Origin of the sequence: Streptomyces virginiae (genome assembly GCF_000720455.1) — a bacterium.
Lineage (GTDB): Bacteria > Actinomycetota > Actinomycetes > Streptomycetales > Streptomycetaceae > Streptomyces > Streptomyces virginiae.
In genome coordinates this window covers 14,110-36,543 of the sequence record NZ_JOAK01000018.1, presented here as the reverse complement: position 1 = coordinate 36,543, position 22,434 = coordinate 14,110, and the positions used below count along the sequence as shown (strand labels likewise).

At 72.3% G+C, this 22,434-nt stretch carries 19 protein-coding genes and 1 riboswitch; of the genes, 18 read left to right on the top strand and 1 reads right to left on the bottom strand.

What is annotated here, in order from left to right:
• The first annotated feature begins 56 nt into the window (after positions 1 to 56).
• The 15 genes from IG86_RS0124890 (at position 57) to IG86_RS0124820 (ending at position 17,739) form a co-directional block, all read left to right on the top strand.
• Entirely contained in the window at positions 57 to 1,844 is a 1,788-nt protein-coding gene (locus IG86_RS0124890) for a DUF5941 domain-containing protein (protein WP_030899768.1), read from the top strand.
• Positions 1,841 to 2,590: a phosphocholine cytidylyltransferase family protein gene (locus IG86_RS0124885; protein ID WP_030825784.1), complete on the top strand. Its 750-nt coding sequence runs from the start codon at positions 1,841 to 1,843 to the stop codon at positions 2,588 to 2,590. The genes IG86_RS0124890 and IG86_RS0124885 overlap by 4 nt, the downstream gene beginning before the upstream one ends.
• Positions 2,578 to 3,639: an iron-containing alcohol dehydrogenase family protein gene (locus IG86_RS0124880; RefSeq protein WP_030825786.1), complete on the top strand. Its 1,062-nt coding sequence runs from the start codon at positions 2,578 to 2,580 to the stop codon at positions 3,637 to 3,639. Before IG86_RS0124885 ends, IG86_RS0124880 begins: the two co-directional genes overlap by 13 nt.
• On the top strand, positions 3,617 to 4,396 hold the full coding sequence (locus IG86_RS0124875) for a CDP-alcohol phosphatidyltransferase family protein (protein WP_078658597.1): 780 nt from the start codon (positions 3,617 to 3,619) through the stop codon (positions 4,394 to 4,396). The genes IG86_RS0124880 and IG86_RS0124875 overlap by 23 nt, the downstream gene beginning before the upstream one ends.
• Positions 4,397 to 4,404: 8 nt before the next feature.
• Positions 4,405 to 5,286 (top strand): glycosyltransferase family 2 protein, encoded by an 882-nt coding sequence (locus IG86_RS0124870; protein WP_385873384.1) that lies wholly within the window; start codon positions 4,405 to 4,407, stop codon positions 5,284 to 5,286.
• A 94-nt stretch (positions 5,287 to 5,380) separates the two neighbouring features.
• Entirely contained in the window at positions 5,381 to 6,310 is a 930-nt protein-coding gene (locus tag IG86_RS0124865; RefSeq protein WP_030825792.1) for an ABC transporter permease, read from the top strand.
• On the top strand, positions 6,303 to 7,085 hold the full coding sequence (locus IG86_RS0124860; RefSeq protein ID WP_030649375.1) for an ABC transporter ATP-binding protein: 783 nt from the start codon (positions 6,303 to 6,305) through the stop codon (positions 7,083 to 7,085). Before IG86_RS0124865 ends, IG86_RS0124860 begins: the two co-directional genes overlap by 8 nt.
• Before the next feature lie 548 nt (positions 7,086 to 7,633).
• The gene (hpnC, locus tag IG86_RS0124855; protein WP_051785393.1) at positions 7,634 to 8,563 is read left to right on the top strand and encodes a squalene synthase HpnC; all 930 of its coding nucleotides are present in this window, start codon (positions 7,634 to 7,636) and stop codon (positions 8,561 to 8,563) included.
• Complete coding sequence (gene hpnD, locus IG86_RS0124850; RefSeq protein WP_030899759.1) at positions 8,560 to 9,540, top strand: presqualene diphosphate synthase HpnD; 981 nt, start codon at positions 8,560 to 8,562, stop codon at positions 9,538 to 9,540. The genes hpnC and hpnD overlap by 4 nt, the downstream gene beginning before the upstream one ends.
• Positions 9,541 to 9,715: 175 nt before the next feature.
• Positions 9,716 to 11,110, top strand: a complete 1,395-nt coding sequence (hpnE, locus tag IG86_RS0124845; RefSeq protein ID WP_030899756.1) for a hydroxysqualene dehydroxylase HpnE — start codon at positions 9,716 to 9,718, stop codon at positions 11,108 to 11,110.
• A gap of 65 nt (positions 11,111 to 11,175) precedes the next feature.
• The gene (locus tag IG86_RS0124840; RefSeq protein WP_385873373.1) at positions 11,176 to 12,276 is read left to right on the top strand and encodes a polyprenyl synthetase family protein; all 1,101 of its coding nucleotides are present in this window, start codon (positions 11,176 to 11,178) and stop codon (positions 12,274 to 12,276) included.
• A 318-nt stretch (positions 12,277 to 12,594) separates the two neighbouring features.
• Positions 12,595 to 14,622 (top strand): squalene--hopene cyclase, encoded by a 2,028-nt coding sequence (shc, locus tag IG86_RS0124835; RefSeq protein WP_030825808.1) that lies wholly within the window; start codon positions 12,595 to 12,597, stop codon positions 14,620 to 14,622.
• Positions 14,622 to 15,299, top strand: a complete 678-nt coding sequence (locus IG86_RS0124830; RefSeq protein ID WP_030825811.1) for a phosphorylase family protein — start codon at positions 14,622 to 14,624, stop codon at positions 15,297 to 15,299. The genes shc and IG86_RS0124830 overlap by 1 nt, the downstream gene beginning before the upstream one ends.
• Positions 15,300 to 15,304: 5 nt before the next feature.
• Positions 15,305 to 16,336: an adenosyl-hopene transferase HpnH gene (hpnH, locus tag IG86_RS0124825; protein WP_030899752.1), complete on the top strand. Its 1,032-nt coding sequence runs from the start codon at positions 15,305 to 15,307 to the stop codon at positions 16,334 to 16,336.
• Entirely contained in the window at positions 16,333 to 17,739 is a 1,407-nt protein-coding gene (locus IG86_RS0124820; RefSeq protein ID WP_030899748.1) for an aspartate aminotransferase family protein, read from the top strand. The genes hpnH and IG86_RS0124820 overlap by 4 nt, the downstream gene beginning before the upstream one ends.
• A 74-nt stretch (positions 17,740 to 17,813) precedes the next feature.
• Here the strand turns inward: IG86_RS0124820 and IG86_RS0124815 are convergent, their stop codons facing one another.
• Positions 17,814 to 18,605: a tyrosine-protein phosphatase gene (locus tag IG86_RS0124815; RefSeq protein WP_030825820.1), complete on the bottom strand. Its 792-nt coding sequence runs from the start codon at positions 18,603 to 18,605 to the stop codon at positions 17,814 to 17,816.
• A gap of 311 nt (positions 18,606 to 18,916) precedes the next feature.
• A riboswitch (cyclic di-AMP (ydaO/yuaA leader) is annotated at positions 18,917 to 19,094 on the top strand.
• Positions 19,095 to 19,098: 4 nt separating this feature from the next.
• Between IG86_RS0124815 and IG86_RS0124810 the strand changes: the two genes are divergently transcribed.
• From IG86_RS0124810 to IG86_RS0124800, 3 genes are all read left to right on the top strand, one after another.
• Entirely contained in the window at positions 19,099 to 20,070 is a 972-nt protein-coding gene (locus tag IG86_RS0124810) for a LysM peptidoglycan-binding domain-containing M23 family metallopeptidase (protein WP_030899745.1), read from the top strand.
• Between the two features lie 163 nt (positions 20,071 to 20,233).
• The gene (locus IG86_RS0124805; RefSeq protein ID WP_030825826.1) at positions 20,234 to 21,019 is read left to right on the top strand and encodes an SGNH/GDSL hydrolase family protein; all 786 of its coding nucleotides are present in this window, start codon (positions 20,234 to 20,236) and stop codon (positions 21,017 to 21,019) included.
• Positions 21,020 to 21,151: 132 nt separating this feature from the next.
• Entirely contained in the window at positions 21,152 to 22,393 is a 1,242-nt protein-coding gene (locus IG86_RS0124800) for an MBL fold metallo-hydrolase (RefSeq protein WP_078906020.1), read from the top strand.
• The last annotated feature ends 41 nt before the right edge of the window (positions 22,394 to 22,434 follow it).

The window sequence follows — 22,434 nt, the reverse complement described above, 5'->3', positions numbered from 1 at the left end:
GTGCCGCCGCCCCACGGGCGCGCCCGTTCGCAATCCGTTACAAGGAGTGAGTTCGTCTGCCGACCGTCATCCTCACCGGCCTGCCGGTCCCCGGATCGCCGCTCGCGGACGAGCTCCGCTCCCTCGGCTTCGAGGTCCGCCCGGCCGCCGGTCCCCAGGACGCCGCCGCCGCACTGGCGGGCGTACCCGCCGATCAGCGGGTGGCCGTCGTGGACACCGCCTTCGTCGGGCACGTCCACGCGCTGCGGCTCGCGCTGACCGACCCGCGCTTCGACGCCTGCGCCGTCACCGGCGCGCTTTCCGTGCAGGCGGGTGCCCGCGAGGCCCTCGACAAGGCCGTCGCCGCCGAGGGCGCCGCCGGATCCGGCCCCTACACCGACCGGCTCGCCGCCGCCGTCGAGGCCACCGGGACCGCCGTCCAGCGGCCCGAGCTCGGCAGTCTGGTCGCCGCCGTCCCCGCCGACGCGGACGAGCGCGCCGCGGCATCCGCCGCAGTCGCCGCCGTGGACGAGGAGGCCGTACGGCTGCGCTCCGCCGTGAAGTCCCGCGACGGCTTCTTCACCACCTTCTGCATCAGCCCGTACTCGCGCTACATCGCCCGCTGGTGCGCGCGCCGCGGCCTGACCCCGAACCAGGTCACCACCGCCTCGCTGATCACCGCCCTGATCGCGGCCGGCTGCGCCGCCACGGGCGAGCGCTGGGGCTACGTCGCGGCCGGTGTGCTGCTCATCGTCTCCTTCGTGCTGGACTGCACCGACGGGCAGCTCGCCCGTTATTCCCTGCAGTACTCGACCATGGGGGCCTGGCTCGACGCCACCTTCGACCGGGCGAAGGAGTACTCCTTCTACGCGGGCCTCGCGCTGGGCGCGGCCCGGGGCGGCGACGACGTCTGGGGCCTCGCACTCGGCGCGATGATCCTGATGACCTGCCGGCACGTCGTGGACTTCTCCTTCAACGAGGCCAACCACGACGCCACCGCCAACACCAGCCCGACGGCCGCCCTCTCGGACCGGCTCGACAGCGTCGGCTGGACGGTCTGGGTCCGGCGGATGATCATCCTGCCGATCGGCGAGCGCTGGGCGATGATCGCGGTCCTGACCGCCTTCACCACCCCCCGGATCGTCTTCTACGCCCTGATCGTCGGCTGCGCCTTCGGCGCGCTCTACACCACAGCCGGCAGGGTGCTGCGCTCGCTGACCCGCAAGGCGCGGCGCACCGACCGCGCCGCCCAGGCGCTCGCCGACCTCGCCGACTCGGGACCCCTGGCCGAACTGGAGGCCCGCATGCTGCGCGGCCGTGCCGGATCCTTCGGCTCCGTGTACGTCGCCGCCCTCGGCACCGTGCTGATGGCGGGCGCCGCCCTGTACCTCCCCTTCGGCGACCCGCGGCTGATCGCCGTCGCCGTGATCTACGTCATGACCGCCGGCCTCGCCGTCGCCGCCCCGCTGGGGGGCGCGCTCGACTGGCTGATCCCGCCGCTGTTCCGCGCGGCCGAATACGTGACGGTCCTCGCGCTCGCCGCCAAGGCGGACGTCCCCGGGGCCCTCCCGGCGGCATTCGGCCTGATCGCGGCGGTCGCCTACCATCACTACGACACGGTGTACCGCATTCGCGGCGGCACCGGCGCGCCCCCGCACTGGCTGGTGCGGACGATCGGCGGCCACGAGGGCCGGGTCCTGCTGACCACGGTCCTCGCCGCCGTCCTCGTGGACCGCGCATCGGACTTCCCCGTCGCGCTCACGGCCCTGGCCGTGTTCGTGGCACTCGTGGTGCTCGTGGAGAGCATCCGCTTCTGGGTCTCCTCCGGGGCACCCGCCGTACATGACGAAGGAGAACCAGCATGATCGGCCTTGTCCTCGCTGCCGGTGCGGGACGCCGCCTGCGTCCCTACACCGACACCCTGCCCAAGGCCCTCGTGCCCGTCGGCCCCGAAGGCGACGAGGAGAGCCTGACGGTCCTCGACCTGACCCTCGGCAACTTCGCCGCGGTCGGTCTCACCGAGGTCGCGATCGTCGTCGGCTACCGCAAGGAGGCCGTCTACGCGCGCCAGGCCGCGCTGGAGGCCAAGTACGGCCTGAAGATCACGCTGATCGACAACGACAAGGCCGAGGAGTGGAACAACGCCTACTCCCTGTGGTGCGCGCGTGAGGTGCTGGGGCGCGGTGTGATCCTCGCCAACGGCGACACCGTCCACCCGGTCTCCGTCGAGGAGACCCTCCTCGCCGCCCGCGGCAACGGCCAGAAGATCATCCTCGCCCTGGACACCGTCAAGGTCCTGGCCGACGAGGAGATGAAGGTCGTCGTCGGCGACACCGGCGTCCAGAAGATCACCAAGCTGATGGACCCGGCCGAGGCCACCGGCGAGTACATCGGTGTCACGCTGATCGAGGCCGAGGCCGCCGAGGCCCTCGCCGAGGCGCTGAAGACCACCTTCGAGCGCGACCCGGACCTGTACTACGAGGACGGCTACCAGCAGCTCGTCAACGACGGCTTCACCGTCGACGTGGCCCCCATCGGCGACGTCAAGTGGGTCGAGATCGACAACCACGACGACCTCGCCAAGGGCCGGACGATCGCATGCCAGTACTGACGAGGCTGATCCCCTCGCCCGTCGTCGTCGACATCAGTCGCGGGGCGATGGACGACCTGGCCGGCCTCCTGGCCGACCAGCGGATCTCCGCCTCCGGCAAGCTGGCCATCGCGATCAGCGGGGGCTCCGGCGTGGCGCTGCGCGCCAAGCTGGAGCCCGTGCTCCCGCACGCCGACTGGTACGCCGTCGTCGACGGCACCATCGACTCCGCGGTCAAGCTGGCCGACGACATAAAGGGCCGCCGCTACGACGCCGTCGTGGGCCTGGGCGGCGGCAAGATCATCGACGTGGCCAAGTACGCCGCGGCGCGGGTCGGGCTGCCCATGGTGGCCGTCGCCACCAACCTCTCGCACGACGGCATCTGCTCGCCGGTGTCCATCCTGGACAACGACAACGGCCGCGGCTCCTACGGCGTCCCCACCCCGATCGCCATGGTGATCGACCTCGACGTGATCAAGGAAGCCCCGGTGCGGTTCATCCGCGCCGGCATCGGTGACGCGATCTCCAACATCTCGGCCATCGCCGACTGGGAGCTCTCGCACAAGACCACCGGCGAGCCCGTGGACGGCCTGGCCGCCGCCATGGCCCGTACCGCGGGCGAGTCCGTGCTGCGCCACCCCGGCGGCTGCGGCGACGACGAGTTCCTCACCGTGCTCTCCGAGGCGCTCGTGCTCTCCGGCATCGCCATGTCGATCAGCGGGGACTCCCGCCCGTCGTCCGGCGCCTGCCACGAGATCAGCCACGCCTTCGATCTGCTCTACCCGGGCCGCTCCGCGCTCCACGGCGAGCAGGTCGGCATCGGGGCGGCCTTCGCGATGCACCTGCGCGGAGCCGCGGACACCGCCGGCCACTTCGTCGAGGTGCTGCGCAGGCACGGCCTGCCGGTGGCGCCCGAGGAGATCGGCTTCAGCATCGACGAGTTCGTCGCGGCCGTCGAGTACGCCCCCCAGACCCGCCCGGGACGCTTCACCATCCTGGAGCACCTCAACCTGTCCGCCGCCGAGATCAGGGACGCTTACGCCGACTATGCCAAGACCATCCGTAGCTGAACTGAGGCCCGTCGTTCACCCCGCGGGCGTGAAGGACCGGGTCAGCGGCGAGCACTGGGGCGGGCGCCTCTACATGCGCGAGATCTCCCTGCGCATCACCCGCTTCCTGGTCACCACCAAGGTCACGCCCAACCAGCTGACCTACCTGATGACCCTCGCGGGCGTCCTCGCCCTCCCGGCCCTGCTGGTGCCGGGCATCTGGGGCGCCGTCCTCGGCGTGATCGCGGTCCAGATGTACCTGCTGCTCGACTGCGTCGACGGCGAGGTCGCCCGCTGGAAGAAGCAGTACTCGCTCTCCGGGGTCTACCTGGACCGGGTCGGCGCCTACCTGTGCGACGCGGCGGTCCTGGTCGGCTTCGGCCTGCGCGCCGCCGACCTGTGGGGCACCGGCGGTGCCGACTGGCTGTGGGCCTTCCTGGGCACCCTCGCGGGGCTCGGCGCCATCCTGATCAAGGCGGAGACCGACCTGGTCGGCGTCGCCCGTCACCAGGCCGGCAAGCCCGTGGTCAAGGACGCCGCGGCCGAGCCGCGAGCCAAGGGCATGGCCCTCGCGCGCCGCGCCGCCGCCGCGCTCAAGTTCCACCGCCTGATCCTCGGCATCGAGGCCTCGCTCCTCATCCTGGTGCTGGCCGTCCTCGACCAGATGCGCGGCGACCTGTACTGGTCCCGGGTCGGCGTCGCGGTCCTCGCGGGCATCGCGATGCTGCAGACCGTGCTGCACCTGGTGTCGATCCTCGCGTCCAGCAGGCTCAAGTGACCGCGCCGATGCGGCTGGGCGCCGTGATCATCACCATGGGCAACCGGCCCGAGGAGCTCAAGGCGCTCCTCGACTCGGTGGCCCGCCAGGACGGCGACCCGATCGAGGTCGTCGTCGTGGGCCAGGGCGTGAAGGTCGCCGAGGTGGCGGACCTGCCGGCGGGCGTCCGCTCCGTCGACCTGCCCGAGAACCTCGGCATCCCGGGCGGCCGCAACGTCGGCATCGAGGCCTTCGGCCCCGGCGGCCGCGACGTGGACGTGCTGCTCTTCCTCGACGACGACGGTCTGCTGGAGCGCACCGACACCGCCGAGCTGTGCCGCCAGGCCTTCGCCGAGGACCCCGCGCTCGGGATCATCAGCTTCCGGATCGCCGATCCGGACACCGGGCAGACGCAGCGCCGTCACGTGCCGCGGCTGCGGGCCTCGGACCCGATGCGGTCCTCGCGCGTGACCACCTTCCTGGGCGGCGCCAACGCCGTCCGCACGACGGTGTTCGAGCAGGTCGGAGCCCTGCCGGGAGAGTTCTTCTACGCTCACGAGGAGACCGATCTGGCCTGGCGCGCGCTCGACGCGGGGTGGCTGATCGACTACCGGGCGGACATGGTGCTGCTCCACCCGACGACTGCCCCCTCCCGGCACGCGGTCTACCACCGTATGGTTGCCCGTAACCGGGTGTGGCTCGCCCGCCGCAACCTGCCCGCCCCGCTGGTCCCGGTCTACCTGGGCGTCTGGCTCCTGCTGACGCTCGTACGCAAGCCCTCGGGACCCGCGCTCAAGGCGTGGTTCGGCGGATTCCGTGAGGGATGGACCACTGCCTGCGGACCCCGCCGCCCGATGAGATGGCGTACGGTCTGGCGGTTGACCCGCCTGGGCCGACCTCCTGTCATCTGACCGGCCCGCGTCTGGGAACATGGCGCGATCACGGGTCTCGAGCCACCAGCCTGATGCCCACCTGGCCGCATCTTGAAGACGAAAGTTTCAACTTGTGAGTGACACAACCCACGACGGCGCCCTCGCCACGAGCAGGCCGCCGTCCGCAGACGCGGGCCTCAGCGCCGCGGAGCTCGCCAGGAAGTACGGCCTCTCGGTCAGCGGCGCCCGGCCCGGCCTGGGCGAGTACGTGCGGCAGCTCTGGGGCAGGCGCCACTTCATCATGGCCTTCTCCCGGGCCAAGCTGGTCGCGCAGTACAGCCAGGCGAAGCTCGGCCAGGTCTGGCAGGTGGCGACCCCGCTGCTGAACGCGCTCGTCTACTGGCTGATCTTCGGCCTGATCCTCGGCGCGGGCCGGGAGATGCCGAAGGACGTCTACGTCCCGTTCCTCGTGATGGGCATCTTCGTCTTCACCTTCACGCAGAGCTCGGTGATGGCGGGCGTCCGGGCGATCTCGGGCAACCTCGGGCTGGTGCGGGCGCTGCACTTCCCCCGCGCCTCCCTGCCGGTGTCCTTCTCGCTGCAGCAGCTCCAGCAGCTGTTGTACTCGATGATCGTCGTCTTCGTGATCGCCGTCTCCTTCGGGAACTACCCGCAGCTCTCCTGGCTGCTGGTCATCCCGACGCTGGCGCTGCAGTTCGTCTTCAACACCGGCCTCGCCATGATCTTCGCGCGGATGGGATCGAAGACCCCCGACCTGGCGCAGCTGATGCCGTTCGTGATGCGTACGTGGATGTACGCCTCCGGCGTCATGTTCCCGATCGGGATCTACCTCAAGGACCACCCGCAGTGGATCAGCGACGTGCTGCTGTGGAACCCGGTCGCGATCTACATGGACCTCATCCGGTTCGCGCTGATCGACGACTACGGTTCGAGCAACCTGCCCCCGCACGTGTGGCTCTTCGCCGTGGGCTGGGCCGTGGTGATCGGTCTCGGCGGCTTCGTGTACTTCTGGAAGTCTGAGGAGCGTTACGGCCGTGGCTGACAACACCCAGGGGCGCGTCCCCACCGTGATCGCGGACGGCGTCCACATCGTCTACCGCGTCAACACCGGCAGCAGCGGCAGGGGCGCGGCCACCGCCGCGCTCAGCAAGATAGTGCGCCGGAAGAAGGGCGACGCGCCGGGCGTCCGCCGGGTCCACGCCGTGCGCGGCGTCTCCTTCACCGCCTACCGCGGCGAGGCCATCGGCCTCATCGGCTCCAACGGCTCCGGCAAGTCCACCCTGCTGCGCGCCATCGCCGGCCTGCTGCCCTGCGAGGAGGGCAGGGTCTACACCGACGGCCAGCCCTCCCTGCTGGGCGTGAACGCCGCGCTGATGAACGACCTCACCGGTGAGCGCAACATCGTCCTCGGCGGTCTCGCCATGGGCATGAGCCGCGAGCAGATCAAGCAGCGGTACCAGAGCATCGTCGACTTCTCGGGCATCAACGAGAAGGGCGATTTCGTCTCCCTGCCGATGCGCACCTACTCCTCCGGCATGGCGGCGCGACTGCGCTTCTCCATCGCGGCGGCCAAGGACCACGACGTCCTGATGATCGACGAGGCGCTGGCCACCGGTGACCGCTCCTTCCAGGTGCGTTCGGAGAACCGCATCAAGGAACTCCGGGAGAAGGCCGGCACGGTCTTCCTGGTCAGCCACAACAACAAGTCGATCAGGGACACCTGCGACCGGGTGCTGTGGTTGGAGAAGGGCGAGCTCCTGATGGACGGGCCCACGGAGGAAGTCGTCTCGGCCTACGAGAAGGCCACCAACGGCTGACCTCCGGGTCGCGCGGCGCCCTGCGGGGCGCCTCTCCGCTTCACCGAAGGCCCCCGCCGCGCAGCGCGGCGGGGGCCTTCGGGCCGTGTCTTTCGGATCACGCCGGGGCCGGGGCGTCCGGCACCGCCTCGCGACGTTCTCGTCGGTCGCCGACACACCACGTCGGCTCCCTCCTCGGCCTCGCGGTGCACGGCACCGGACGCCCCGGCCCGATCCGCCCTGAGCCAAAAGACACGGCCTTAAGCGTGCTCTCGCATTACGTCGCATGCGCGTTCTCGTATTGCGCGACGACATTCGGTGGCGCAGCGAATACCCGAGCGGCCTCCGCGACGTTCTACAGCGTAAGCTGATGCGGTCCTGAATCGCGGCAAGAGGGGACGATTCCCCGCAGGTGAACGGCCCTGGGGCGGCCCCGGTAAAACCCCGGCGGCGTGTCCGAAATAGGATGTAATGGGTCGGCAGTGTAGAACGGGAGATGTGACGGCAATGGCTACGGGAATTCTCCGGCCCCCAGGGACGGCGGCCGTCCCCGCCCCGGGCGGCGGGCGGTGAACCCGGGGCACGGCACCCGACCCCTGTCCGACACGGCCCACGTCAGCGCCACCCTCGACAAGGCGGCGGCGGAGAACTTCCCCGTCGCCCCCGCCTTCCTGCCCCGCGCCTGGCGCGACGGACTGACGGCCGTCTACGGCTACGCCCGCCTCGTCGACGACATCGGCGACGGCGACCTCACCCCCGGCGGACGCGACGCCGTGCTCCTCGGCCTCGACCCGGCCGCGGTGGACGACCCGCTCACCATGCTCGACGCCTTCGAGGCCGACCTGCTGCGCGTGTTCGGCTCCGCGGACGGCCCCCCGCGCCACCCCCTGCTGCTCGCCCTGCAGCCCGTGGTGCGCGCCCACGGCCTGACCCCCGAACCCTTCCTCGGGCTGATCGAGGCCAACCGCCAGGACCAGCGGGTCACGCGCTACGAGACCTACGGGGACCTCGTCGCGTACTGCGAGCTGTCCGCCAACCCGGTCGGCCGCCTCGTGCTGTCCCTCACCGGCACCGGCACACCCGAACGCATCCGGCTCTCCGACGCCGTCTGCACCGCTCTCCAGATCGTCGAGCACGTCCAGGACGTGGCCGAGGACCTGGGCCGCGACCGCATCTACCTGCCCGCCGAGGACATGCGGCGCTTCCACGTGTCCGAGGCCGACCTCGCGGCCCCGTCCGCCGGCGCCTCCGTACGCGCCCTGGTCGCGTTCGAAGCCGAGCGCGCCGCCGCACTGCTGGACGAAGGCGTCCCGCTCGTGGGCAGCGTGCACGGCAGGCTCCGGCTGCTCCTCGCGGGCTTCGTGGGAGGGGGGCGCGCAGCCCTGCGGGCCGTCACCGCCGCCGGCTTCGACGTACTGCCCGGCCCGCCCAAACCGACCAAGAGCGGCCTGCTCCGCGAGGTTGCCGCCGTCCTGCGCACAGCGCCGAGAAAGAGGTGAGCCCGACCGTGGAGGGCCCCACACACGCGTCCGCACAGACTGCGATGTCCGCACCGGTCTCGGCGGCCTACAGCTACTGCGAGGCCGTCACCGGTTCACAGGCGCGCAATTTCGCGTACGGAATCCGGCTGCTGCCCACCGACAAGCGCCACGCGATGTCCGCGCTCTACGCCTTCTCCCGGCGGGTCGACGACATCGGCGACGGCACGCTGCCCACCGAGGCGAAGTTCGCCCGCCTGGAGGAGACCCGCGCCGTCCTCGGACGGATCCGGGCAGGAGAGGTCGACGAGGACGACACCGACCCGGTCGCCGTCGCGCTGGCTCACGCCGCCCGCCGCTTCCCCATCCCGCTCGGCGGCCTCGACGAGCTCATCGACGGCGTGCTGATGGACGTCCGCGGCGAGACCTACGAGACCTGGGACGACCTCAAGACCTACTGCCGCTGCGTGGCAGGAGCGATCGGACGTCTCTCCCTCGGCGTCTTCGGCACGGTGAACGCACCGGGCCCGGGTGCGCCCGACGCCGCGCGCGCCTCCGAGTACGCCGACACCCTCGGCCTCGCCCTGCAGCTCACCAACATCCTCCGCGACGTCCGCGAGGACGCCGCCAACGGACGCACCTACCTGCCCGCCGAGGACCTCGCCAAGTTCGGCTGCTCGGAAGGCTTCCGGGCCGGCCGGCTCTCCGCCGGAGCCGACTTCGCCGGACTGGTCCACCACGAGGTGCGGCGCGCCCGCTCCCTGTTCGCCGAGGGCTACCGGCTGCTGCCGATGCTCGACCGGCGCAGCGGGGCCTGCGTGGCCGCCATGGCCGGGATCTACCGGCGCCTCCTCGACCGCATCGAGCGGGAGCCTGAGGCGGTCCTGCGCGGCCGCGTCTCGCTGCCGCCGCACGAGAAGGCGTACGTCGCCGTGCGCGGCCTGTCCGGCCTCGACGCCCGCACCGTCTCCCGCCAGGCCGTCCGGAGGCGGATGTGACGATCCGTACGAAGGCGGTCCCGCCGCGCGCCGGCGGCGCCCGGCGTACGGGCACGGCGTGCCGTTCCGGCCGCGCGCCGGCCGGGGCAACCACGCCGACGGCGGGCGCGTCCCTTCCTGCGGACCGGGGCCTGCCGGCCGGCCCGGAGGGCGAACGCACCACGGGGGAGGGCGCATGACGGGCACCGACCAGCACGCCGTCGACCAGCACGCCGTCGTCGTGGGCGGCGGCCTCGCCGGGGTCACGACCGCCCTCGAACTCGCCGACGCCGGACTGCGCGTCACCCTGCTCGAAGGCCGCCCCCGGCTCGGCGGGCTCGCCTTCTCCTTCAAGCGCGGCGACCTCAACGTCGACAACGGCCAGCACGTCTACCTGAGGTGCTGCACGGCCTACCGGTGGTTCCTCGACCGGGTCGACGGCGCCGCCCTCGCCCCGCTCCAGGACCGGCTCGACGTACCCGTCCTCGACGTCGCCCACCCCGGCGGGCCGCGCCTGGGACGGCTGCGCCGCGGCGGCCTGCCCGTGCCCCTGCACCTCGCCGGAGCACTGACCCGCTACCCGCACATGTCCCTCGCCGAGCGCGCGGGCGTGGGCCGCGCCGCCCTGGCGCTGCGCCGCCTCGACCCGGCGGACCCGGCGCTGGACGGACTGGACTTCGCCACCTGGCTCGGCCGCTACGGCCAGTCGCCGCGCACCATCGAGGCCCTGTGGGACCTCGTCGGCATCGCCACCCTCAACGCCACCGCCGCGCACTCCTCGCTGGGCCTGGCCGCCATGGTCTTCAAGACCGGCCTGCTCTCCGAGAAGGGCGCCGCCGACATCGGCTGGGCCCGCGTCCCGCTCGGCGACCTGCACGACACCCTCGCCCGCAAACAGCTCGACGCGGCCGGGGTACGGACCGAGCTGCGCACCCGGGTCACCGCCGTGACCCGCACCCCCGAGGGGGCCTGGCGCGTCGACACCGAGGAGGAGTCCCTCGAAGCGGGCACCGTCGTGCTCGCCGTACCGCAGCGCGAGGCGCACGGGCTGCTGCCCGCCGGCGCCCTCACCGACCCCGACAAGCTCCTCGACATCGGCACCGCACCGATCCTGAACGTCCACGTCGTCTACGACCGCAAGGTGCTCAAGCAGCCCTTCTTCGCCGCACTCGGCTCCCCGGTGCAGTGGGTCTTCGACCGCACCGACTCCTCCGGACTCCCCGACGGCGGCCAGTACCTGGCGCTGTCCCAGTCCGCCGCCCAGGACGACATCGACGAGCCCGTCTCGGTGCTGCGCGCCAAGTACCTGCCCGAGCTGGAACGGCTGTTGCCCGCCGCGCGCGGGGCCAAGGTGCGGGACTTCTTCGTCACCCGGGAGCGGACGGCGACCTTCGCGCCCACGCCCGGCGTCGGCCGGCTGCGCCCCGGGGCGCGGACCGACACGCCGGGGCTCTACCTGGCCGGTGCGTGGACTGCCACCGGTTGGCCCGCGACCATGGAGGGCGCCGTCCGGAGCGGACTGAGCGCGGCACAGGCCGCACTCGCCGCGCTCGGCCGCCACCGCGAACACCCTCTGCAGGAGGCGGCATGACGACCACCACCACCGGCTCGACCGGCACCACCAGCACAGCACGTACAGGAACAAGAGGAGAGCCAGTGAACCCGGGGAATCCGGCTGTCGAGAACACGGATGCCAGTGTGGGCGCAGCCGGAAGGGGCGTGGAGAAGGCGGACACCGTCGCCCTCCTGGAACGCGGCCGTACGCTGTCGACCCCCGCGCTCCGCGACGCCGTTGACCGGCTCGCCGCGCCGATGGACACCGTCGCCGCCTACCACTTCGGCTGGATCGACGCCCACGGCCTTCCGGCGGACGGCGACGGCGGCAAGGCCGTGCGCCCCGCCCTCGCCCTGCTCTCCGCCGAGGCCGCGGGCGCCGCACCGGAGGTCGGCATCCCCGGCGCCGTCGCCGTCGAGCTCGTGCACAACTTCTCGCTGCTCCACGACGACCTGATGGACGGCGACGAGCAGCGCCGCCACCGCGACACCGTCTGGAAGGTGCACGGTCCGGCCCTCGCGATCCTCGTCGGCGACGCCCTCTTCGCCCTGGCCAACGAGATCCTGCTGGAACTGGGCACCGTCGAGGCGGGCCGCGCGACCCGCCGGCTGACCACCGCCAGCCGCAAGCTCATCGACGGCCAGGCACAGGACATCTCCTACGAGCACCGCGAGCGCGTCAGCGTCGAGGAGTGCCTGGAGATGGAGGGCAACAAGACCGGCGCCCTCCTCGCCTGCGCGGTCTCCATCGGCGCGGTGCTCGGCGGCGCGGACGACCGTACGGCCGACAAGCTGGAGGAGTACGGCTACCACCTCGGCCTCGCCTTCCAGGCCGTCGACGACCTCCTCGGCATCTGGGGCGACCCGGAGTCCACCGGCAAGCAGACCTGGAGCGACCTGCGCCAGCGCAAGAAGTCCCTGCCGGTCGTCGCCGCCCTCGCCGCGGGCGGCCCGGCCTCCGAGCGGCTCGCCGAGCTGCTCGCCGCCGACGCCAAGAGCAGCGACTTCGAGAACTTCTCGGAGGAGGAGTTCGCGGCCCGCGCCGCGCTCATCGAGGAGGCGGGCGGCCGTCAGTGGACCGCGGACGAGGCGCGCCGCCAGCACGCCGTCGCCATCCGAGCCCTGGACGACGTCGACATGCCGCAGCGGGTCCGCGAACAGCTCGTGGACCTCGCCGACTTCGTCGTCGTACGCAAGAGGTGACCGCCACCCGACAGCGGATATGAATCGCGAGTCGCCGGCCGGAGCCCCCACCTGAGCGTGGCGGGCTCCGGCCGACGGCAGACCCCAGCACAGCACAGGACACTGTTCTAAGGGGAAGCCATGACAGCGACGACCGACGGCAGCGCGGAGAGCGCCGGCGCCGGCAGCGAATCCACGCCGGGCGGTCCGCCGCCCGGCCCCGCCGGGGCGGCCGCCCCGCGGACCGAGTACGGGCTCCAGGGCCCGCCCAACCCGGCCGCCCAGGCCGGCCCCCCGTCCGGCGCCGCGCCCTGCGTGCCGGTCGCGCTCACCGAGCGGATCACCGCCCCGCCCGACCCGGGCCGCCGAACCGGCCCGCCGGCCGCCTACCGGCCACCGGGCAAGCCCGCCGCGGGCCGGACGGCGACCGCGGCGGACCTGCCCCGGCCGCCCGCCGGCGGTCCGCGCGAGGTGTACGAGGCCACCGCGCGCGCCACCCTGCACCTCCTGGACCGCCAGGACCCGGCGGGCTGGTGGAAGGGCGACCTGGAAACCAACGTCACCATGGACGCCGAGGACCTCCTGCTGCGGCAGTTCCTGGGCATCCGGGACGAGGCCACCACCTACGCCGCCGCCCTGTTCATCCGCGGCGAGCAGCGCGAGGACGGCACCTGGGCCACCTTCCACGGTGGACCGCCCGAACTCTCCGCCACCATCGAGGCCTACGTCGCGCTGCGCCTCGCCGGGGACCCGCCCGACGCCCCGCACATGAGCCGCGCCTCGGCCTGGATCCGGGCCAACGGCGGGATCGCCGCCGCCCGCGTCTTCACCCGGATCTGGCTCGCCCTCTTCGGCTGGTGGAGCTGGGACCACCTGCCCGAACTCCCGCCCGAGCTGGTGTTCCTGCCGCCCTGGGTCCCCCTGAACATCTACGACTTCGGCTGCTGGGCCCGCCAGACGATCGTCCCGCTCACCGTCGTCTCCGCGCTGCGCCCGGTCCGCCCGGCCCCCTTCGCCCTCGACGAGCTCCACACCGACGCGAGGAACCCGTACCCCGCCACCCGCATGGCACCGCTGACCACGTGGGACGGCGCCTTCCAGCGCATGGACCGGGCCCTGCACGTCTACCGGCGGTTCGCGCCGCGCCGCCTGCGCAAGGCGGCCATGGACACCGCCGCCCGCTGGATCGTCGAACGCCAGGAGAACGACGGCTGCTGGGGCGGGATCCAGCCGCCCGCCGTGTACTCGGTGATCGCGCTGCACCTGCTCGGCTACGACCTCGGACACCCGGTGATGCGCGCCGGACTGGAATCCCTGGACCGCTTCGCGGTGCGGCGCGAGGACGGCGCCCGGATGATCGAGGCCTGCCAGTCCCCGGTGTGGGACACCTGCCTCGCCGCGATCGCACTGGCCGACGCCGGCGTGCGCCCCGACCATCCGGCACTGGTCAAGGCCGCCGACTGGATGCTCGGCGAGGAGATCACCCGCACCGGCGACTGGGCCGTGCGCCGGCCGGGCCTCGCCCCCGGCGGCTGGGCGTTCGAGTTCCACAACGACACCTACCCCGACATCGACGACACCGCCGAGGTCGTTCTCGCCCTGCGCCGGATCAGACACCCGGACCCGGTCCGGCTCGACGCCGCCATCGCCCGCGGCGTGTCCTGGAACCTCGGCATGCAGTCGAAGGACGGCGCGTGGGGCGCCTTCGACGCCGACAACACCAGCCCCTTCCCGAACCGGCTGCCCTTCTGCGACTTCGGCGAGGTCATCGACCCGCCGTCGGCCGACGTCACCGCCCACGTGGTGGAGATGCTCGCCTTCGAGGGCCGGGCGGGCGACGCCCGGACCCGGCGCGGCATCACCTGGCTGCTCGACGCACAGGAGCCGGACGGCAGCTGGTTCGGCCGCTGGGGCACCAACTACGTCTACGGCACCGGGTCGGTGGTGCCCGCCCTCACCGCGGCCGGCATCGCCCCCGGGCACCCCGCCGTCCGGCGCGCCGTGCGCTGGCTGGAATCCGTACAGAACGAGGACGGCGGCTGGGGGGAGGACCAGCGCTCCTACAAGGACCGGTCGTGGGCCGGCAAGGGCGCCTCCACCGCCTCACAGACCGCCTGGGCGCTCATGGCCCTGCTGGCGGCCGGCGAGCGGGACGGCAAGGCCGTCGAACGGGGCATCGCCCACCTGGTCGCCACCCAGCGGGAGGACGGCTCCTGGGACGAGCCGTACTTCACCGGCACCGGCTTCCCCTGGGACTTCTCCATCAACTACCACCTGTACCGGCAGGTGTTCCCGCTGACGGCACTCGGCCGCTACCTGTACGGGGAACCGTCCGCCCCGGCCGGCTCGGCCCCCGGGGGCCCCTGATGCCCGCCGCCGGAGGGGACCGGCCCGCCCGGTCCGGGCCGCTGCTGGTCGCGTGCGCGCTGCGCATCGAGCAGGTGGCGCTGCGCAGCGCGAGCCGAGGCCCCTTACGTGCGACCGGCGAGGCTCCGGCCGGGGCGTACACCCTGCTGCGCACCGGGATGGGCCCGCGCGCGGCCGAACGCGCCGTCCGCCGGGCCCTGGACCGGCCGGGGACGGACGGGGCCGCCGTCCTCGCCACCGGGTTCTGCGCCGGGCTCGTCCCCGGCATGAGCCCCGGCGACCTCGTCGTCGCGGAGGAGACCCGCGACCCGCGGGGGACCGTCCCCTGCACCGGGACCGCGCTGCTCGCCGAGGCGCTGGCCCGGGCCGCCCCCGGCCGGACCGTGCACACCGGCCCGCTGACCGGCTCCGACCACGTCGTCCGCGGCCAGGAGCGCGCGCAGCTGCGCGCCACGGGCGCCGTCGCGGTCGACATGGAGTCCGCGGCGACCCTCTGGGCCGCAGTCCGGGGCACGGGCCGCCCTGTTGCGGCCGTCCGGGTGATCGTGGACGCTCCGGAGCATGAGCTCGTCCGAATCGGCACGGTGCGCGGGGGAATATCGGCCTTCCGTGTCCTGCGTGCCGTACTGCCCGCGTTTTACGAATGGCACCGTTCTTCGCTGCTCCCCAGGAGGTGAGCCAGATGGCCATGCCGCTGCGCCAGACCGTCAGGGTCGGGACCTATCTGCTCGAACAGAAGCTCCGCAAGCGTGAGAAGTTCCCGCTGATCGTCGAGCTGGAGCCGCTCTACGCGTGCAACCTGGCCTGTGAGGGGTGCGGGAAGATCCAGCACCCGGCCGGGGTGCTCAAGCAGCGCATGCCGGTGGCCCAGGCGGTCGGCGCCGTGCTGGAATCCGGTGCGCCCATGGTGTCCATCGCGGGCGGAGAGCCCTTGATGCACCCGCAGATCCACGAGATCGTGCGGCAATTGGTGGCGCGGCGGAAGTACGTGTTCCTCTGCACCAACGCGATGCTGCTGCGCAAGAAGATCGAGAAGTTCACCCCCTCCCCGTACTTCGCGTTCGCGGTCCACATCGACGGCCTGCGCGAGCGCCACGACGAGTCGGTGGCGAAGGAGGGCGTCTTCGACGAGGCGGTCGAGGCCATCAAGGAGGCGAAGAGGCGCGGATTCCGGGTGACCACGAACTCCACCTTCTTCAACACCGACACCCCGCAGACGATCATCGAGGTGCTCAACTTCCTCAATGACGACCTCCAGGTCGACGAAATGATGATCTCGCCCGCCTACGCCTACGAAAAGGCACCGGACCAGGAGCACTTCCTGGGCGTCGACCAGACCCGCGAACTCTTCAGGAAAGCCTTCGCGGGCGGCAACCGGCGGCGCTGGCGGCTCAACCACTCCCCGCTCTTCCTGGACTTCCTGGAAGGAAAGGCCGACTTCCCCTGCACGGCCTGGGCCATTCCGAATTACTCCCTCTTCGGCTGGCAGCGCCCCTGCTACCTGATGAGCGACGGCTACGTACCCACGTACCGGGAACTCGTCGAGGAGACCGACTGGAACAAGTACGGCCGCGGAAAGGACCCGCGCTGCGCGAACTGCATGGCGCACTGCGGCTACGAGCCCACCGCGGTCCTCGCCACCATGGGATCCCTCAAGGAGTCCCTGCGGGCCGCCCGGGAGACGGTCGGAGGCAACCGGGACAGGTCGGCATGAGCCCGGCGGAAGAGGGGCGGGGCGCCGGTTTCGACCTCGGCGCCCTGCTGGCAGCGCGCGGGGCGGAGCGCTACGAGCTGCACGCCCGCCACCTCAACCACCAACTGCCCCGGATGCTGCACACCATCGGCTTCGACAAGGTCTACGAGCGGGCCGAGGGCGCCCACTTCTGGGACGCGGACGGCAACGACTACCTCGACATGCTGGCCGGCTTCGGGGTGATGGGCCTGGGCCGCCACCACCCCGTCGTCAGGCGGGCCCTGCACGACGTCCTGGACGCCCAGCTCGCCGACCTCACCCGCTTCGACTGCCAGCCGCTGCCCGGGCTGCTGGCCGAGAAGCTGCTCTCGTACAGCCCGCACCTGGACCGCGTCTTCTTCGGCAACAGCGGTACCGAGGCGGTCGAGACGGCCCTGAAGTTCGCCCGGTACGCCACCGGGCGGCCCAGGATCCTCTACTGCGACCACGCCTTCCACGGGCTGACGACCGGTTCGCTGTCGGTCAACGGGGAGGGCGGGTTCCGGGACGGCTTCGCACCGCTGCTGCCCGACACCAAGGTCGCGCTGGGGGACCTGGCCGCTCTGGAGCGGGAGCTGAAGCGCGGCGACGTGGCCGCCTTCGTCGTCGAGCCGATCCAGGGCAAGGGCGTCCTCGCCGCCCCGCCCGGCTTCCTGCTCGCCGCGCAGGAGCTGCTGCACCGGCGGGGGGCGCTGCTGATCGCGGACGAGGTGCAGACCGGACTGGGACGCACCGGGGACTTCTACGCGTACCAGCACGAGCCGGGTGTCGAGCCCGACCTGGTGTGCGTGGCCAAGGCCCTGTCGGGCGGCTACGTGCCGGTCGGCGCGACCCTGGGCAAGGACTGGATCTTCAAGAAGGTGTACTCCTCCATGGACCGGGTGCTCGTGCACTCCGCGAGCTTCGGATCCAACGCGCAGGCGATGGCGGCCGGGCTGGCGGTGCTGTCCGTCATGGAGGACGAGCAGCTCGTGGAGCGCGCCCGGACGACGGGTGACCTGCTGCGCGGACGGCTCGCCGCCCTGGTGGACGAGTACGAGCTGCTGCACGAGGTGCGCGGGCGCGGGCTGATGATCGGCATCGAGTTCGGCCGGCCGTCCTCGCTGGGGCTGCGCAGCCGCTGGACGATGCTCCAGGCGGCCCGCAAGGGCCTCTTCGCGCAGATGGTCGTGGTGCCGCTGCTCCAGAAGCACCGGATCCTCACGCAGGTCTCCGGGGACCACCTGGAGGTGATCAAACTGATTCCGCCGCTGGTCCTGGACGAGCGGGACGTCGACCGGTTCGTCGGCGCCTTCCGCGAGGTCATGGACGAGGCGCACGGCGGGTCCGGTCTGATGTGGGACTTCGGCCGGACCCTGGTGAAGCAGGCCGTCGCGGCGCGCTGACGGCCTGCCTCCCCGGTCTCCGTCGCGGTGTCCGTCGCGGTGTCCGTCCCGGTCCCCGTCTCCTGACCGTCGGATCAGACCAGCAGGCGGTCCCGGAGCCGGTCGAGGGTCTCGGGCGTCAGCCCGAGGCCCTCCGCCAGGTAGCGGTCCACCCCGCCCCAGACCTCGTCGATGGTGTCGAAGGCGGCGACCAGGTATTCGGCGCGGGCGTCGAAGAGCGGCGCGAGCAGCTCCATCACCTCCGGCGAGCGGGCCTCGGCCGACGCGGAGCTGCGGCGCACCCGGTAACGGCGGTGCGGGGCGTTGGACTCCAGGTAGTCCGCCACGATCGCCTCGCGCTCGACGCCGACCGCGAGCAGGGTGACGGCGACGGAGAGGCCCGCCCGGTCCTTGCCGGCCGCGCAGTGCAGGAGGGCGGGCACGCTGTCCTCGGCGATGGCGCGGACGACGCGGCCGTGCTCGGCCGTGCGGTCGCGGATGATCCGGCGGTAGGAGTTCGACATCCGGGCGGCCGCCTTGCCGTCGCCCAGGATCGAGCGGAGCTGGTCGAGGTCGCCGTCGCGGACCAGTCGCCAGAACTCCCGGCCGTCCGCCGGGTCCGAGAGCGGGATGTTGACGTTGCGTACGCCGGGCAGTTCGACGTCCGGGCCCTCCAGGGCGTGGTCGGCGCCGTTGCGGAAGTCGAAGACGGTGTGGAGACCGAGCGAGGTGAGGAATTCTGCATCGGTTTCGGTGGCATGTGCGAGATGTCCGCTTCGGAAGAGTCGTCCCGTACCAACCGTTCGGCCATCAGAAGTCGGCAATCCGCCCACATCGCGGAAATTGCGCACCCCGGTCAGCTCCGGCTCCTGTATCTGCTGGGTCAAGGGAACTCCTCCGCCTCTCGTATGGCCTCTGTCCGAATTGAGCTACTTGGCGCCAACTTGCCATAACCGGAGGCGAGATCGGGCACGTCCCCGTGAGCCAGATCATACGGTGACCGTGAGTGCCTGATCGCCGAAGCCGAATGGCCCGGTGGGGGCGGCTGTTGGCGGAGCGGAATGGACGGAGGGTGACCGGAATTCCGGCGGTCCCTCATTCCTGTGAATCCGTCAGGGAATTCACGGCTTGTTCGGCGTGCCCGCAAGGGATTACCTTCGCGATCGATCCGGGTGGATCGCCGAATCCTGCCGCCGCCCGGAAACCGCAACCGAACCATTTCGCGCGGCAGGAGCGGGGGAACCAGGTAAGCCGCTGTTCCGGAGATCTTTTCTCCGGTACGGCTCGGGGTGAAGCCGTTCATGTCCCGTACATGTACGGCCGGACATCTCCAGTCCGAACCCGACAGCTCACCTCGCAGGCGCCGGAGAGGAACCCGCCATGCCTGCAAAGGGTAAGCACCGCCGTCCCAAGTCCCTTTCCATTTCCCGCGGATTCGCGGTCGCAGGCACCGGCGGCGCGGCCCTCGCCCTGCCGCTGATGGGCGCCGCCGGCGCCAACGCGGCCGGTGCCCCGGCGGCGGCCCCCGCCGTCGCACCCGCGGTGGCCCCCCAGGCCCCCGCCACCCTCCAGGCCGCGCCCGCCGCTCCCGCGGCGGCCGTGCAGGCCGCGCCGACCGTCTACACGGTCGTCCCGGGCGACTGCCTCTCCGAGATCGCCGCGGAGCGCGGCCTCTCCGGCGGCTGGCAGCGGCTGTACGCCGAGAACCGTGAAGCGGTCGGCAGCAACCCGTCGCTGATCCACCCCGGCCTGAAGCTGACCCTCGGCGGCCGCGGCGAGGCCGCCGCCCGCGTCGACGCCGTCCCCGCCCCGCGCACCGCCCCCGAGGCCGCGCCGAAGGCGGCCCTCAAGGCGCCGAAGCCGGCCGGGCGGGCCGCCGCCCCGCAGGCGCAGCCGGAATCCGCCCCCGAGGCCCCGGCCCAGGCTCCCGCCGCGCAGCCCGCCGCCGCCGGCTTCGTGGCCCCGGTCAGCGGTGGCATCTCCACCCAGTACAAGGTCGCGGGCGCCATGTGGTCCTCCGGCTACCACACCGGTGTCGACTTCATCGCCGCCATGGGCACCAGCGTCAAGGCCGTGGGCGCGGGCACCGTCGTCTCCGCCGGCTGGAGCGGCGCGTACGGCAACGAGGTCGTCATCCGCCACGCGGACGGCAAGTACTCCCAGTACGCCCACCTCTCCCAGCTCTCGGTCTCCTCCGGCCAGAGCGTCACCGCCGGCCAGAGCATCGGTCTCTCCGGCTCCACGGGCAATTCGACCGGCCCGCACCTGCACTTCGAGATCCGTACGAGCCCGTCCTACGGCTCGGACATGGACCCGATCGCCTACCTCCGCTCGAAGGGCGCCAGCCTCTGACGGCACCGGCCGACGGAGCACCGACACGCGTGAGGCCGGGACCCGAGGGGGGTCCCGGCCTCACGTGTACTTATTCCTTATGCCCGGCGTGGTAGAGATCACGGCCCGTCAACCCCTCATTACGTTGGCGTAGGTTGCTTGCGGGAGTGAAGGATGGGTTCTCGTGGCAGCGACGACGACGAAACTCAAGACCATCGGCTCGTACGCGGCGATCGGGGACAGCTTCACAGAGGGCGTGGGGGACCCGGGGCCTGGGGATTCTTTTCTCGGCTGGGCGGACCGGCTCGCCGTGCTCCTGGCCGATCAGCGCGACGAGCACGACTTCCGGTACGCGAATCTCGCGGTGCGCGGGAAGCTCCTCGACCAGATCGTGGCGGACCAGGTGCCCAGGGCCAAGGCCCTCGCCCCGGACCTGGTCACCTTCTGCGCGGGCGGCAACGACATCATCCGGCCCGGCAGTGACCCGGACGACGTGGCGGAACGGTTCGAGGCGGCCGTGGCCGACCTCACCGGAGCCGTCGGCCACGTCATGATCACCACCGGCTTCGACACCCGGGGGGTGCCCGTCCTCAAGCACCTGCGCGGCAAGGTCGCGACGTACAGCGCGCACGTGCGCGCCATCGCCGACCGCTACGACTGCCCGGTCCTCGACCTCTGGTCGCTGAAGTCCGTACAGGACCGGCGCGCCTGGGACGCGGACCGGCTGCACCTCTCGCCCGAGGGGCACACCCGTGTCGCACTGCGCGCCGCGCAGGTGCTCGGCCTGCAGGTGCCCGCCGACCCCGACCAGCCGTGGCCGCAGCTGCGCCCGCGCGGCTCGGTGGACGTGACCCGCGACAACATCCAGTGGGCCCGCGAGTACCTGGTGCCGTGGATCGGCCGCCGGCTGCGCGGCGAGTCCTCCGGCGATCACGTCGAGGCGAAGCGGCCGGACCTGCTGCCGCTGTAGCAAGAGGACCTGCGGCACGAGGACGCGGACACGAGGGGGCGGGAGCGGCAGGCGGAATCCTTCGGGGCCGGTGTGCGTTGGGATGGTCGTAGCGATACGACCGCACCGACCCCACCCCTCCCTGGAGGCGCTTTGACCGGCTCCCGTCCCCTCCGTCCTCGGCTGCGCGCCCTGCGGCCCGAAGCCTTCGGCGCGGACCCGTCCGGCGCCCGGCTGGAGCGGATCCGCCGCTCGCCGAACTTCGCCGACGGCGTCTTCCAGAACCCGGTCGGGGCCCGGAACAGGCCGTCGGGGTCGATGGCCGAGTTCGCGAAGATCTACTTCCACCGCGAGCAGCGGATCCGGCGCAGCCCCGGTGCCGCGATCCCGGTGCACCCGACGACCCTCGCGGACCTGGCGAAGCCGCCGGTCAGCGGACTGCGCCTGACCTGGATGGGGCACTCCAGCGTGCTCGCGGAGATCGACGGGCACCGGGTGCTGTTCGACCCGGTGTGGGGCGAGCGCTGCTCCCCCTTCCCCTTCGCCGGCCCCAAGCGGCTGCACCCGGTGCCGGTCCCGCTGGCCGCGCTGGGCGAGGTCGACGTCGTGGTCATCTCGCACGACCACTACGACCACCTCGACCTGCCGACGATCAAGGCGCTGGCCGGTACGGACACGGTCTTCGCCGTCCCGCTCGGCGTCGGTGCGCACCTGGAGCACTGGGGCGTGCCGGCCGACCGGCTGCGCGAGCTCGACTGGAACGAGACCACCAAGATCGCCGGACTGTCCCTCACGGCGACCCCCGCCCGGCACTTCTGCGGCCGCGGCCTGCGCAACCAGCAGCACACCCTGTGGGCCTCCTGGGTGGTCGCCGGCGACGAGCACCGGATCTACCACAGCGGGGACACCGGCTACTTCCCCGGCTTCGCGGAGATCGGCGCCGCCCACGGCCCCTTCGACGCGACGATGATCCAGATCGGGGCGTATTCGGAGTACTGGCCCGACATCCACATGACTCCCGAGGAAGGCATGCGCGCCCACCTCGACCTCCAGGGCGGCGCCGCGCACGGCACGATGCTCCCGATCCACTGGGGCACCTTCAACCTGGCCCTGCACCCGTGGGACGAGCCCGGCGAGGGCACCCTGGCCGCCGCCGAGGGGGCCGGAGCGGCCGTGGCGCTCCCGATCCCCGGCCAGCCGTTCGAACCGGGAGCGGAGGGTGCGCCCGCCCAGCCGTGGTGGCGCCCGTTCGTGGCCGGGGCGACGGCGGCCGGACCCGTCGACGGGCCGGCGGCCGTGCCCGCGCACGAGGCCGGCGGGACGGCGGCGACAGCGGCCCGCGTGGCGTCGGCGGCGGCCGGCGGGCAGGAGAAGCCGGAGTCCGTCGGGTCGTAGCCCCCGGCACCGGAGACCGGCCGCCCCACGGCAGTGCTGTC

Coding starts and splice junctions, on each gene's coding strand:
- IG86_RS0124875 (WP_078658597.1), top strand. CDS start 3,617: ATGCCAAGACCATCCGTAGCTGAACTGAGGCCCGTCGTTCACCCCGCG.
- IG86_RS0124870 (WP_385873384.1), top strand. CDS start 4,405: ATGCGGCTGGGCGCCGTGATCATCACCATGGGCAACCGGCCCGAGGAG.
- hpnH (WP_030899752.1), top strand. CDS start 15,305: ATGGCCATGCCGCTGCGCCAGACCGTCAGGGTCGGGACCTATCTGCTC.
- IG86_RS0124830 (WP_030825811.1), top strand. CDS start 14,622: ATGCCCGCCGCCGGAGGGGACCGGCCCGCCCGGTCCGGGCCGCTGCTG.
- hpnE (WP_030899756.1), top strand. CDS start 9,716: ATGACGGGCACCGACCAGCACGCCGTCGACCAGCACGCCGTCGTCGTG.
- IG86_RS0124880 (WP_030825786.1), top strand. CDS start 2,578: ATGCCAGTACTGACGAGGCTGATCCCCTCGCCCGTCGTCGTCGACATC.
- IG86_RS0124885 (WP_030825784.1), top strand. CDS start 1,841: ATGATCGGCCTTGTCCTCGCTGCCGGTGCGGGACGCCGCCTGCGTCCC.
- IG86_RS0124820 (WP_030899748.1), top strand. CDS start 16,333: ATGAGCCCGGCGGAAGAGGGGCGGGGCGCCGGTTTCGACCTCGGCGCC.
- IG86_RS0124810 (WP_030899745.1), top strand. CDS start 19,099: ATGCCTGCAAAGGGTAAGCACCGCCGTCCCAAGTCCCTTTCCATTTCC.